Consider the following 12,908-nt stretch of genomic DNA (forward strand, 5'->3'; position numbering starts at 1 on the left):
CCGCGGTGAGACCGCAGTTGGTGGATGGGCGAGGCGTCTCCATCTTACCGCTACTGAACCTCTTGCAGCACCACCACACGCTGGCCCGCCCGCACTGGCGAGCCGGGTTGCACACGCACCTCGCGCACCACGCCGTCACGCGGGGCGAGGAGGGGTATTTCCATCTTCATCGACTCCAGTATCACCAGCACATCGCCAGTTTTAACCAGATCGCCTTCACTCACCTGAACTTGCCAGAGGTTGCCGGCGATAGGGCTGTCGATGCTGTGCAGGCCCGCGCCGAGTGGGGCGTCTTCGTCGAGGTCGGCGGCCACTTCCTCGCTCTCGTAGTGCGCTTGACCGGAGGCGATCCAGCGCTGGCGTTCGGCGTCGAAGGCGGCACGCTGCTGGGTACGGAAGGCGTCGATGCCCTCAGTCTCGCGGTCGAGAAAGGTCTGGTAATCGGCCAGGGCCAGTTCGCTGTGCTCGGTGCGCACGTCATAGCGGCCCAAAGGGAAGTCACGGCGGATACGCAGCAGCTCGTCGGCCGAAACCGGGTAGAAGCGAATCTGGTCAAAGAAGCGCAGCAACCAAGGCTTGCCGTCGAAGGCGGCGACTTCGCGGTAGCGGTTCCACATTTGCAGGGTGCGGCCAACAAACTGGTAACCGCCGGGGCCTTCCATGCCGTACACGCACATATAGGCGCCGCCGATGCCCACCGAGTTTTCCGCCGTCCAGGTGCGTGCCGGGTTGTACTTGGTGGTGACCAGGCGGTGGCGCGGGTCGAGCGGCGTGGCCACCGGCGCGCCGAGGTAGACGTCGCCTAGGCCCATCACCAAGTAGCGGGCTTCAAAGACCGTTTTGTACACCTCATCGAGGTTGGGCAGGTCGTTGATGCGGCGGATAAATTCTAGGTTGCTCGGGCACCAGGGCGCGTCCTTGCGCACCGTGGTCATGTATTTGTCGATCGCCAACTGGCAGGCCGGGTCATCCCAGGACAGCGGCAGGTGAACGATGCGTGACGGTACTTTGAGGTCTTGTGCGGCGCACACCGCGTCCCACTCGCCGGCGACGATGCCGAGTAAATCGTTAAGGGCTAAGGTTTCCGGCTGGTAATGCACCTGCAGTGAGCGGATGCCGGGCGTGAGGTCGATCACGCCATTCAGTTGCTTGGCTTCCAGCGCCTGCATCAGGGCATGGCCACGGAAACGCAGCACCAGATCCAACTCAGGCGCGCCGATTTCCAGCAGCAGGTGAGTGTCACCAGACAGGCGTGCGACCAGGCGTTTATCGGCTTCGCCGATGTCGAGGACGATGGGGGAGGTGAGGGTATGGGCTGTTGTAGGCGCGAGGGGGGCGCCATAGCCCTTGCTCGCGATCAGCGATACCGAAGGATCGCCAGCAAGCTGGCTCCTACAGAGATCTGTGCACTCGAGGTTGTTGGTTTTTGCCAAATGCCGTGCAGTAGCGATATCCACCGGCAGAAAACGCACCTTGTCACCGGCCTTGAGCTGGCCCAGTTGCCACAGATCGGCCTCGATGATGGTTACTGGGCAGACGAAACCCCCGAGGCTTGGGCCGTCCGGACCGAGGATCACCGGCATATCGCCGGTAAAGTCCACCGCGCCGATGGCGTAGGGGTTGTCGTGGATGTTGGAGGGGTGCAAACCCGCTTCGCCGCCGCTGTCGCGCACCCACTCCGGTTTTGGGCCGATCAGGCGCACGCCGGTGCGGCTGGAGTTGAAGTGCACTTCCCAGTCGGTGGCAAAAAACGTCTCGATATAGGCCGGGGTGAAGTATTCCGGTGCGCCGTGCGGGCCATAGATCACGCGGATTTCGCGCACGGCGGGCAGCGCGCTGCACAGTTCAAGCGGCAGTTGCGCACCGGCTTCGCCGTGGTTCAGGACGGGGATATGCAACACATCGCCGGCTCGCAGTGCGCGGCCCGCGTGGCCGCCGAACTGGCCGAGGGTAAAGGTGCTTTTACTGCCTAAATAGTCGGGCACCTGAATGCCGCCCTGCAGGCACAGGTAGCTGCGTGCGCCGGCCCCCTGAATAGTGCCCAGGCTCAGGGTGCTGCCGGCTTTGATCAGCAGCGTGGTATTGAGCGGCTGTTCGATGCCATCCACCTGCAAGGGAATGACCGCACCGGTGACTGCCACTTGCGCATCGGTGTTAAAGCGCAGGGTCGGGCCGCTCATGGTGATTTCCAAACCGGCCGCGTCTTCGGCGTTGCCCAGCAGGCGATTGCCCAAGCGCAGGGCGCGGCTGTCCATCGGCCCCGAAGGCGGCACGCCAACGGCCCAGTAGCCGAGGCGGCCTGGATAATCCTGCACGGTGGTTTGCGTGCCAGCGCTTAGCACCTCGAAGGTCGTGGCGCTGTAGGTCAGGCCTTCCAGGCAGCGCGTCCACGGCTCGCCACTGGCGAACGGTGCGTCGACCAGAATCTGCCGCAGGTAATCGCGGTTGGACTCCACGCCATACAGCACGGTGTCAGCCAGTGCTTGGCTGAGGGCGGCGCTGGCCGCATCGCGGCTATCGGCCCAGGTAATGACCTTGGCGATCATCGGATCGAAGTAGGGCGGGATCTCGCAGCCGGCTTCGACCCAGGTGTCGATGCGCAGCGCTTTACCGTCAGCCTTGGGGAAGTCCACCGCGGTGAGCAGGCCGGGGCTGGGTTGAAAGTCGCGGCCCGGGTCTTCGGCGTACAGGCGCGCTTGAATGGCGTGGCCGCTGGGTTTCAAGGTGGTTGCCAATTCGCTGAGCGGGGGCAGATCGCCTGCTGCCAGCTCGATCATCCAGCGCACCAGGTCAACGCCCCATACCTGTTCAGTGACGCCATGCTCGACTTGCAGGCGGGTGTTCACTTCCAGGAAATAGAAGCGCCCGGCTTCGCTGTCGTAGACGAACTCCACGGTGCCGGCGCTGCGGTAATTGACTGCCTTGGCCAGCTTGATCGCCGCCGCGCACAGTTCATCAGCCATGCCTGCCGGCAGGTTGGGTGCCGGGGTTTCTTCCAGCACTTTTTGGTTACGCCGCTGCACCGAGCAGTCGCGCACGCCAAGGGCGAGTACTTCGCCGCGACCGTCGCCAAACACCTGCACTTCCAGATGGCGGGCGCGCTGGATGTATTTTTCGATAAACACGCCGCTGTCGCTGAAGTTGTTTTGCCCCAGGCGTTTGACGGCTTCGAAGGCGTCGGCGAGTTCCGCCGCGCTGTGGCACACGCGCATGCCGATGCCGCCGCCGCCAGCAGTGCTTTTCAGCATCACCGGATAGCCGACTTCATCGCCTGCGACCAGCGCGGCGTCGAGGTTTTCCAGCAACTCGGTGCCTTCCAGCATCGGCACGCCATGTTGTTTGGCCAGGGCGCGGGCGGTGTGCTTGAGGCCGAAGACGCGCAGTTGCTCGGGCGTGGGGCCGACAAAGGCGATACCAGCGGCTTCGCAGGTTTCGGCAAAGGCGGCGTTCTCCGAGAGGAAGCCATAGCCGGGGTGGATCGCGCGGGCTCCGGTTTGCTTGGCGATGGCGAGGATTTTCTCGACCACCAGGTAGGTGTTGGCCGCCGGGCCTTCGCCCAGGCTATGCGCCTCATCGGCTTGCTGCAGGTGCAGGCTGGCGACGTCAGCCTCGGAGTAGACGGCCACGCCTTTCACGTCGAGTTGACGCAGGGTGCGCAGGATGCGGCAGGCAATGGCGCCACGGTTGGCGATCAGCAGTTTGTCGAACATTCGAGGTGTCCTCGAAAGGGGCGGGCCGTCCCGCGGTATTCGGTCTGCACCCCGGTCGTCCGGGGTGGGCATTCAGTTCGTAGGGTGTAAAACCGCGAAGCGTTTTCCACGGGGTGGCCATCCTCCACGGGGCAGCTGCTAAGCGTCGGTGGATGTGAAAAGCGACATCCACCCTACGGTGCTCTTACTTGCAGCTTGTCGCTGCTTTTCAATCCCACACCAGCACTTCAGCCGGTGTTGGGTTGTAGCCGTTGCATGGGTTGTTCAGTTGCGGGCAGTTGGAGATCAGCACGATCACGTCCATGTGTGCGATCAGTTCAACGTATTTGCCGGCGGCGGAGATGCCGTCTTCAAAGGTCAGGCCGCCTTCGGGCGTCACGGGTACGTTCATAAAGAAATTGATGTTGGCGCTGATGTCGGCTTTGTTCAGGCGACCGTCGTGCAGGCTGGCGCGTAAAAAGTTGTCGCGGCAGCTGTGCATGTAGCGCTTGTCCAGGGCGTAGCGCACGGTGTTGCTTTCCTGGGCGCAGGCACCGCCGAGGGTGTCGTGGCGTCCGCAGGTGTCGGCGCTGATGGTCAGCATCGGTTTACCCAGGTTGGAATACAGCACGCTGCCGGTGGTCAGGTAGACGCGGTTCTGTTTGCGCAGGGTGCGTTGCACGTCATAGCGCTCGCGCGGGTTGGCGGCGCTGTAGAACAGCGTATCGACCGCTTGATTGCCTTCCAGATCAAGCAGGCGCAGGGTTTGCCCGGCTTTGACTTCACAGAGAAAGGGTTCGCCCGCACCGATGGTGGCGCGGTACACGGCGGCTTCGGGGTGCTTGTTGCTTGCGGTAAGGGTCATGTGCGCCGGCCTCAGATATACAGACGTTCGGTGTTATGGAAGCCCCGCGCGTTTTCCGGGCGTGAGGTGCGGCACAGCACGCTGATGCCGTCGCTTTCCACCTTGTGCCAGCTCAGTTGCAGCGGCTTGGGCGCGTACTCGGGGTTGGGGTCCATGGGGTGCTGCAGGGCGGTGAGCACCACCAGCGTGTCCATCGGCGCGTACAGCTCGATGTAGTCGCCAGCCTTGGCGTTGTTGGCGGCGAAGTGGAAGCAGCCGTCGCTGTCGACCGTGACCTTGCTGAACAGGTTGAGGCACATCAGCAGGTCTTGCAGATTGAGGTTCCACTTGCCCATTTCCACCAGCAGGTTGTCCACGCCGTTGCGGAAGAAACCGTTGCGCAGTTGTTGATAGTTGCCGCTGCCGTACTTCTCCTGCACCTCTTCGGCATTCAACACGCCGCCGAAGCTGTCATGCCAGCCGCAGGTGTCGGCGGTGATGGCGGCCAGCACGCGGCCCATGTCCGAATACAGGCAGTGGCCGGCGGTGAGCTTGGCGGTGTGCTGGCATTTGAGGCTGTCGGGCAGGTTCAGCCGTTCGCTTTTCTCGGCTGCGTTGAGCAGCAGCAGGCTGGCATTGGCTCCGCCTTGCAGGTCGGTGATGCGCAGCAGTTGGCCACGTTTGAGGACAAAGGAGGTGTGGCCGCCGCCAGGGACGAGTTCCTCATAGAGGGTGGGGCGCAGGCTTAATGAGGCAGTCATCGGGTGCTCCTACAGGGCCGGTTGCAGGTTGCCGCTGATGTGCGCGGGCAACGCTTCGACGGCGGCGCGGGTGGCGCGGCGGTCACTGTTGAGGGGGATGTCGTAGGTGATGCGCGCGCCGAAGGCATTCGGTGCGTGTGGGTCAATGCGGGTTTTGTCGAATACCAGCAGGCGGGTGCCGAGGCTGAAGCCTTCGCTCAGGTCATGGGTGACCATGAATACCGTGAGCTGGGTTTCGTGCCACAACTCCAGCAGCAGGCTGTGCATGTCTTTGCGGATGCCGGGGTCGAGCGCGCCAAACGGTTCATCGAGCAGCAGCACGCGCGGTTGCATGATCAGCGCCTGGGCAATCGCCAAACGCTGCTGCATACCGCCGGACAAGGCGCTGGGGTACTTGTCCAGCGCATGGCCGAGGCCGACTTTTTTCAGCATCACGGCCGCCTGTTCGCGGGCGTCGCGTTTGGCGCTGCCGAACAGCCGGCCGAGTAGTTTTGAACGCGGTAACTCCAGGCCGATGGCGACGTTATCCAGCACGCTCAGGTGCGGGAATACGGAATAGCGCTGGAACACCACGCCCCGGCTGGCGTCGGGCTCTGCGGCCAAGGGCTGGCCGCCGAGCAAAATCTCGCCCCGGCTGGCGCGCTCCTGACCGAGCAATAGGCGCAGGAAGGTCGACTTGCCGCAGCCGGATGCGCCAACCAAGGTGCAGAACTCGCCTTCGTTGATGCTCAGGTTCAGGCGCTCCAAGACAACCTGATCCCCATACGCCTGCCAGACATTCTTCACTTCGATAAAGGCACCTACTGCGCGAGCCGCTGGCTGCGTCGCGCGGTGCTCGCAATCCTCATGGACGAGATGTCCACTCCGGTTGCTGCGCTCCGGGCTTCTTGCCAGCGACTCGCTCGCTACGGTGCCGCTCTTTATGGTTTTCATGACTTAGCCCCCTCAAACCAGGGGAAACACACACGGGCCAACTGGCGCAGGCCCAGGTCCATCAGCCAGGCGAGCAGGGTGATCCACACCACGTAGGGCAGGATCACGTCCATGGCCATGTAGCGGCGTACCAGAAAGATGCGGTAGCCCAGACCGTCGGTTGAGGCGATGGCTTCGGCGGCAATCAGAAATAACCAGGCCGAGCCGAGCACCAGGCGCAGAGCGATCAACAGGCGCGGCAGCAGTTGCGGCAGCACCACGCGCAGGATCAGGGTCCAGGTGCTGGCCCCGAGGGTTTGCGCCTTGATCAGAATTTCTTGAGGAATTTCCCGGGCGCGTTGCTCCAGATCGCGGGCCAGGATCGGCGTAATGCCGATGACGATGAGCATGACCTTGGACAACTCGCCCAGGCCAAAGACGATAAACAGGATCGGCAAAATGGCCAGCGGCGGCACCATCGACAGCACCGTCAGCAGGGGCGACAGCGGCGCACCGAACAGCGGGATAATCCCGGCGGCGATGCCCAGGCATAGCCCGACCAATGCGGCGATGGCCACGCCCATGGCCAGCCGTTTAAGGCTGGCGGCGGTGTCTTGCCAGAACAGGTAATGGCCGCTGCGTTTGTCTTCGGTAAAGGCCAGCCGGTCCACCGCCGCGATCATCTGTGTGGCGCTGGGCAGCAGCTTGTCGTTGGGGTTGTCGGCCAGCCGCTGCGCCGAGCCTGCAAAGTAGGCGAACAGCAGCAGGGCGAAGGGCAGCAGGATCAGCAGCAGGCGACCGCTGCGATCCGGGTGGCGGTTGATCAGGCGCATGGCAAGCTCTCGAAGCAAGTGGGCGTAGGTAGGGTTGAGCCTGCGAAGCCCAACGAATGGCGGTGTTGGGCTTCGCAGGCTCAACCCTACCTACGTCATGGCGTTACAGCGTGCCGTCAGCCGCCATCTGCATATAGCTCGGATCGAAGCGCAGTTTCAGGTTGCCCTGGTCGCCGGTGGTGATGCCTTTGGCGAAGCCCATGCCGATGGCGTCGCTACTTTTCGCGCCTTCACCGAGCAGGCCATGACTGAAGGAGAACTCGGCCACCTTGTTCATGGTCGCTGGCAATTTCGTGCTGTTGGCGAAGTCCACGGCGTCTTTGGCGGAATAGAACATCTTGGTCGCAGCCAACTGCGCTTCGTAACCGGCGAGGTCCGTGCCGGACGCTTTGGCCATGTGCTCGCGGGCCGCGGTGCCGGCTGGGGTGTCGGCACTCATGGTGGCCATGATTTCGTACCAGGCGCCGGTCAGCGCTTTGCCAAAGGCCGGGTTGTCTTTGAGGGTGTCGCTGTTGACCACCATCAGGTCGATGATCTCACCGGGGATCTGGCTGGAGTCGAACACCTTGGTCACACCCGGCGTGGCTTCAATTTCGGCCAGCAGCGGGTTCCAGGTGGTTACGGCGGTGACATCGCTGGTGGCAAAGGCGGCGACCAGGTCGGCGTCGGAGGTGTTGACCACGTTCAGGTCTTTCTCGCTGAGGCCGGCTTTTTCCAGGCCACGTGCCAGCAGGTAGTGGGAAACGGACAGCTCGACCAGGTTGACGTTCTGGCCCTTGAGGTCGCCCAGGGTCTTCTTCTCGCCCTTGAGCACCACGCCATCGTTGCCGTTGGAGAAGTCACCGATGATCAGCGCAGTGCTGTCCACGCCGCCCGCTGCCGGAATGGTCAGGGCGTCCATGTTGGTCATGGTGCAGCCATCGAACTGGCTGGCGCTGTACTGGTTGATCGACTCGACGTAATCGTTGATCTGCACCACATCGATGTTGATGCCGTACTTTTTCGCCCACTTGTCGACGATGCCGGAGGCCGCGCCGTATTCCCAGGGCATCCAGCCGGCGTAGATGGTCCAGCAAACGCTGAAATCGGTTTTCGGCGCGGCGTGGCTATTGACGCTGATGGCCGCGGCGAGGCCAGCGGCGAGTACTGAACACAGACGGGTCTTACGCATGGTGAAGCCTCCAGTTCGAGAAATACGGGCAGGAGTTCGCGGCGGATCCCACGGTGGGGCGCGTTCTCCCGGGCTTTTATCCCGCCGTGTAACCTCGAAGGAGGTCGCCAACTCTCGGACCAGTCATCCACAGATCTGTTGATCGCGGATCGGAACCCTAGTCGGCTATTGCAAATTGTGGTGCCGCGATCCCGCCGCAGCGGGTTGTTCCTGCACAAGGTAGGTATTGCGAACATCGTGCCAGCTCAACCTGCCCCCGCTGGCACTTGATCTCTGCTGACGCCAGGCCAGGGTCGTGCGTCCTGGCGGTGCGCAATGCAGCGGTTGTGCTGCATTGCGGGGCGCTGCGCGTTACAGGTTTTTCTCAGCGGCCATTTGCATATAGCTGCCATCGAAACGCAGCAGGATGTTGTCTGCATTGCCTAGGCTGCGCTCACCGCTGAAGGCGATGCCGAGTCTGTCCAGGCCTTTGCCGTCGTGGCCGAGCAGCTTCTGCTGGTCGGCGAACTGAGCAACCCGCTGCATCAGCTCGGGCATCTTGTTGGCGCGGGCAAAGGCCAGGGCGTAACGCGGCGAGTAGAACGAGCGCAGGGTGTCCAGTTGCTGGCTGAAATCCTCTGGGCTGGTGCCGGCGGCGCTGGCCATCTTGGCCCGTGCTGCGCGCCCGGCATCGGTGGGCATGCCCATCAGCCGCTGGGTTTCGAACCAGGCACCGGTCAGCGCCTTGCCCAGCTCCGGGTGAGCCGCGAGGACCTTGCTGTTGACCACTGTAAGGTCGACGATCTCGCCGGGAATCAGGTTGGAGCTGAACACCTGACTGACCTGGGTCTGCTGTTTGATCTTGGCCAGGATCGGGTTCCAGGTGATCACCGCGTCGCCTTGGCCGGAGAGAAACGCCTCGGCAATCTGCGTGTCTGACACGTGCTGGATGGTCACATCCTCAGGCTTGAGCAGCGCCCATTCCAGGGCGCGACTGAGCAGGTAGTGCGACACCGAGTTTTCCACCAGCAGCACGGTCTTGCCCCTGAGGTCCTTGAGGGTCAGGCCCGGACCACGCAGCAGAATGGCATCCGCACCGTTGGAGAAGTCGCCGATGATCAGCGCGGTGGAGTCCACGCCCGCCGCAGCCGGGATGGTCAAGGCATCCATATTGGTCATCGAACAGGCATCGAACTCGCCCGCGCTGTAGCGTTCAATCGAGCCGACATAGTCCGGCACCTCGCTGATGTCCACGCGGATACCGTACTGGTCAGCCCATTTCTGCATGATCCCTTCGCTGGCGGCATAGCCCCAGGGCATCCAGCCGGCAAAGATCGACCAGCACAGCTTGAAGGTTTTCGGTTCAGTGGCGGCATGTGCCGGTTGCAGCAGCAGGCAGGTCAGCAGGCAGCTGCAGGTGAGGCGGGCGAGCAGGGTACGTAGGGGCATGGGTAACCTCGGGTCAGTCAGCTGGAACAGGAAAGCGGACAGCGGTGCTGTGCGTTCTCCCGGGCTTTTATCCCGCCGTGTAACCCCATGGCCGTGGCCATTGCGTGAGGTCGTCGACTCTCGGACCGGACACTCTCCGCAGTACGCTGCGGCGAATCGGAACCCTAGTCGACCATTGCTGATTGTCTGGCTGCAAGCTGCTTGCCGCCGTACGCATTTCCTTTATACGCAGAACGCAAAGCGAGGACTGTGCCAAATGGTGAAAACATGCGTATTCAATAGTTTTGAGTGTGGTTCAGGCCTGGCTAAACAGCTGATCTTCGTTCAGGATCGCTTCGCGCATAGCTTCGGCTGCCGGTGACAGGCTGTGACCGGCGCGGCTGATCAGGGCGTAAGCCGACTGTTCAGTGAGCGTATCAGCCTGCAGTGGCAATTGCGCCAGTCGCCCTGCCTGAATGTCGTCGGCCACCACATCCCAAGGCGCGACGCTCAGCACATCGCTGTCGGCCACCAGCGCTTTAAGCACCATAAAGTTGTCGCACTGAATGCTCAGTGGTTGTTCGCGGCTGCTGAGCGCGCGCAGGTTTTGCTCCACGGCCTGCGGCAGTTGCGTACCTGCCAGCGGGTAGTCGAGCAGGTCGTGCAGGCGCAACCCGTTGTGTTGCAAGAGGGGGTGGTCGGGGCGGCAGAACAGCACACCGGCATGACGCTGCAAAGGCTCGATGCACAGTTGCGGGTCGTCCAGCAGCTCGCGGCTGTCAGCCACAAACACCTCCAGGTCGTCCGCCAGCAGGCGTTCGCGTAATTCCAGCCAGTTGCCAATGTGCAGGTGGATACGCACCCGTGGGTAACGCTGCGTCATACGGCCAACCGCCCGCGGCACCAAGCGCGCGGCGGGGTAAGGACCCGCGCCCAGGCGCAAATCACCGGTTTGCAAATTGCCCAACTGGCTCACCGCATTTTTCAACGCACGGCTGCCCGCCAGCAGGCGTTGGGCATGCTCGAGCACCAGTTGACCGTGGGTGGTCAGGCTGATGCCGCGGCTGTGGCGGTCAATCAGTTGGCACTCGAGGCTGGCTTCAAGCGCTTGAATGCTGCGGCTCAGCGCCGGTTGACTGAGGTGAATGGCCTCGGCCGCGCGGGCGAAGTGCCCATGCTCGGCCAGGGCGACGAAGTGACGGAGTTGGCGGAGATCATTCATGCGTGGTGTGCATCGCTATTGGTTTTAGATTGCATTGGAACTATTGCGCTGACCTTGCCAGTCTGCCCAGGCCCCTCACAAGCATTTTGTGATGCCAGCCTGGCATTGTTTCGACAGTCCGCTGCTGGCCGTCACGCTGCCGTTCGGGCTGCTTGGCCCCCACTGTTTGAGCGTGTCCGGGAGATACTTATGAAGCGTCGCGATTTAATCAAACTGGCAGGGACGGTCAGTGTCGCTGGTTTGGCCGCTCCGTTGCTCGGGGCACCCGCTGTGCAGCGTCCGGCCGGACGTAAGCCGAATATCCTGCTGATTGTCACTGATCAGCAGCGCGCCCATCGCGATTTGCCCAGCGCCGTGCCGCTGCCCGGGCATGAGCGCTTGCTCAAACGAGGCGTGAGTGTGGGCAATTTTCACGTCAATACCACGCCCTGTTCACCGTCACGTTCGGTGTTGTTCACCGGGCAGCACACCCAGCACACCCACATCACCGCCAACCTGGGTCTGCCGCCTTTTCGAGAGCTGGAGCCGAGCATTCCCACGCTGGGGCATATGCTGCGTGAGCAAGGCTATCTGACGGCGTATAAGGGCAAGTGGCACCTGTCGCATATCGAGCAGTCGAGCAACCTCACCTATGGCGTGGTCGAGCCGACCACCGAGGCGTTACAGCCCTATGGTTTCTCCGACTTCAACCTGAATGGTGACCCACATGGCTCGCTGATGACCGGCTTTATCTACGACAAGGTGACGGCCAGCGACACGGTCGATTGGCTGCAGCGCCACCGCGACGATGCGCAGCCCTGGTTTCTCGCCGTCAATTTCGTCAACCCGCACGACATCATGTTCTACAGCTCCGGCATCCATCAGGAACAGTCGCGCCTGCGCCGCAATTTTCTCGGCCCCCTCTCGCCGGGGCCGCGCATTGGAGTGTACGAGCAGCACTGGGACCTGCCGTTGCCGAAAAGCTTCTACGCCGAGGATCTGTCTCGCAAACCTTGGGCGCAGCGCGCCGATGTCGAGTTATGCAACCACATCTATGGCCATCTCGACCCGGGTGACGAGGCTGCCTGGCAGGGCTTGCAGAGTTACTACCTGAACTGCGTGCGCGACGTTGACCAAAGCATCGAGCAGGTGTTGCTGGGGCTTGAAGCCAGCGGCCTGGCCGATCACACCATCGTCATGCTGACCGCTGACCACGGTGAGATGGCCGGCGCGCATCAATTACGGCAGAAAGGCCCGCATATGTATAAGGAGAACACGCGGGTTAACTTCATCGTCCGTCACCCGGATATTGCTCAGGGCTTCAGCAGTGAGGCGCTGGGTTCGACCGTTGACATCGTGCCGACGATTCTCGAACTGGCAGGTCTGGAACCTGCCGCCCAGGCTATACGCCATCCGCAACTGGCTGGGGTGAGCCTGGCCGAAAGCCTGGGTGGTGCCTCGCGGCGTTCGAAGCGTGATGAGCGCGGTCACCTGTTTGACTATGGCGTGACGATGTACCTCGACCCTGAGTTCAATGAGGCCCTGATGCGCGATCACGATCAGGTTACGCCTTGGACCATCATCAAGGAATCTTTGCAGCGTCTGCAGCCTGGGCCGTCTCTGGACAACCGCGCACTGCTGCGTGGCATCCATGACGGGCGCTATAAGTTCGCCCGCTATTTTGCTGCTTCCGATCATCATCAGCCCGAGGATTTCGCCACCCTGTTGGCACGTAATGATCTGGAGTTGTACGACACCCAGAGTGACCCGGACGAATTGCACAACCTGGCCAATGAGCCCACGGCACACCGTGCGCTAATCGAGCGCTTGAATACCCGACTCAATACGCTGATTGAGCGTGAGGTGGGTGTTGACGATGGTCGTGAGCATCCGGGGCCCAGCTTTTTATACAGCTAGGGGCTGCTCGTTGATTATTGCCAAGTCTGTTCGGGCGGTTGTCGGGCTGAAGTCTTTGCGCGTCATGCTCTTGAGTGTGTGAGTGACAATGTTCTGTCCGGCTAGGGGGCCGAAGTGAAGGCGTTGGCGGCGGTCTTTCATGCGCTGATTGCATCATTTGTTGATTTGGAATG

Annotated in this window: 9 protein-coding genes and 2 riboswitches; of the genes, 1 reads left to right on the forward strand and 8 read right to left on the reverse strand. The window is 62.2% G+C overall.

All coding sequences use genetic code 11. From position 1 onward, the window contains the following. Positions 1-50 precede the first annotated feature (50 nt). The 8 genes from uca to DBR00_RS16275 all read right to left on the reverse strand — a co-directional run bounded on the left by uca (position 51) and on the right by DBR00_RS16275 (position 10,839). On the reverse strand, positions 51-3,710 hold the full coding sequence (gene uca, locus DBR00_RS16240) for an urea carboxylase (protein ID WP_108490562.1): 3,660 nt from the start codon (positions 3,708-3,710) through the stop codon (positions 51-53). A 208-nt stretch (positions 3,711-3,918) separates the two neighbouring features. Beyond that, a complete protein-coding gene (locus tag DBR00_RS16245) occupies positions 3,919-4,554 on the reverse strand; it encodes an urea amidolyase associated protein UAAP2 (protein ID WP_108490563.1) in 636 nt (211 codons plus the stop codon). Positions 4,555-4,565: 11 nt separating this feature from the next. Continuing rightward, on the reverse strand, positions 4,566-5,294 hold the full coding sequence (locus DBR00_RS16250; RefSeq protein WP_108490564.1) for an urea amidolyase associated protein UAAP1: 729 nt from the start codon (positions 5,292-5,294) through the stop codon (positions 4,566-4,568). A gap of 9 nt (positions 5,295-5,303) precedes the next feature. Continuing rightward, positions 5,304-6,227, reverse strand: a complete 924-nt coding sequence (locus DBR00_RS16255; protein WP_108490565.1) for an ABC transporter ATP-binding protein — start codon at positions 6,225-6,227, stop codon at positions 5,304-5,306. Next, complete coding sequence (locus DBR00_RS16260; RefSeq protein WP_108538083.1) at positions 6,224-7,039, reverse strand: ABC transporter permease; 816 nt, start codon at positions 7,037-7,039, stop codon at positions 6,224-6,226. Before DBR00_RS16260 ends, DBR00_RS16255 begins: the two co-directional genes overlap by 4 nt. 103 nt (positions 7,040-7,142) lie before the next feature. Further along, on the reverse strand, positions 7,143-8,210 hold the full coding sequence (locus DBR00_RS16265; RefSeq protein WP_108488453.1) for a putative urea ABC transporter substrate-binding protein: 1,068 nt from the start codon (positions 8,208-8,210) through the stop codon (positions 7,143-7,145). A gap of 63 nt (positions 8,211-8,273) precedes the next feature. Continuing rightward, positions 8,274-8,382, reverse strand: a riboswitch (guanidine-I (ykkC/yxkD leader). Positions 8,383-8,561: 179 nt separating this feature from the next. Continuing rightward, on the reverse strand, positions 8,562-9,638 hold the full coding sequence (locus DBR00_RS16270; RefSeq protein ID WP_108488454.1) for a putative urea ABC transporter substrate-binding protein: 1,077 nt from the start codon (positions 9,636-9,638) through the stop codon (positions 8,562-8,564). Positions 9,639-9,692: 54 nt separating this feature from the next. Continuing rightward, a riboswitch (guanidine-I (ykkC/yxkD leader) is annotated at positions 9,693-9,817 on the reverse strand. A gap of 116 nt (positions 9,818-9,933) precedes the next feature. Further along, a complete protein-coding gene (locus DBR00_RS16275) occupies positions 9,934-10,839 on the reverse strand; it encodes a LysR family transcriptional regulator (RefSeq protein WP_108488455.1) in 906 nt (301 codons plus the stop codon). Between the two features lie 189 nt (positions 10,840-11,028). Between DBR00_RS16275 and DBR00_RS16280 the strand changes: the two genes are divergently transcribed. Beyond that, positions 11,029-12,735: a sulfatase-like hydrolase/transferase gene (locus DBR00_RS16280; RefSeq protein ID WP_108488456.1), complete on the forward strand. Its 1,707-nt coding sequence runs from the start codon at positions 11,029-11,031 to the stop codon at positions 12,733-12,735. The last annotated feature ends 173 nt before the right edge of the window (positions 12,736-12,908 follow it).

Source organism: Pseudomonas sp. HMWF032 (genome assembly GCF_003060885.1).
Taxonomy (GTDB): domain Bacteria; phylum Pseudomonadota; class Gammaproteobacteria; order Pseudomonadales; family Pseudomonadaceae; genus Aquipseudomonas.

Coding starts and splice junctions, on each gene's coding strand:
- DBR00_RS16270 (WP_108488454.1), bottom strand. CDS start 9,638: ATGCCCCTACGTACCCTGCTCGCCCGCCTCACCTGCAGCTGCCTGCTG.
- DBR00_RS16260 (WP_108538083.1), bottom strand. CDS start 7,039: ATGCGCCTGATCAACCGCCACCCGGATCGCAGCGGTCGCCTGCTGCTG.
- DBR00_RS16245 (WP_108490563.1), bottom strand. CDS start 4,554: ATGACCCTTACCGCAAGCAACAAGCACCCCGAAGCCGCCGTGTACCGC.
- DBR00_RS16255 (WP_108490565.1), bottom strand. CDS start 6,227: ATGAAAACCATAAAGAGCGGCACCGTAGCGAGCGAGTCGCTGGCAAGA.
- DBR00_RS16265 (WP_108488453.1), bottom strand. CDS start 8,210: ATGCGTAAGACCCGTCTGTGTTCAGTACTCGCCGCTGGCCTCGCCGCG.
- DBR00_RS16275 (WP_108488455.1), bottom strand. CDS start 10,839: ATGAATGATCTCCGCCAACTCCGTCACTTCGTCGCCCTGGCCGAGCAT.
- DBR00_RS16280 (WP_108488456.1), top strand. CDS start 11,029: ATGAAGCGTCGCGATTTAATCAAACTGGCAGGGACGGTCAGTGTCGCT.
- uca (WP_108490562.1), bottom strand. CDS start 3,710: ATGTTCGACAAACTGCTGATCGCCAACCGTGGCGCCATTGCCTGCCGC.
- DBR00_RS16250 (WP_108490564.1), bottom strand. CDS start 5,294: ATGACTGCCTCATTAAGCCTGCGCCCCACCCTCTATGAGGAACTCGTC.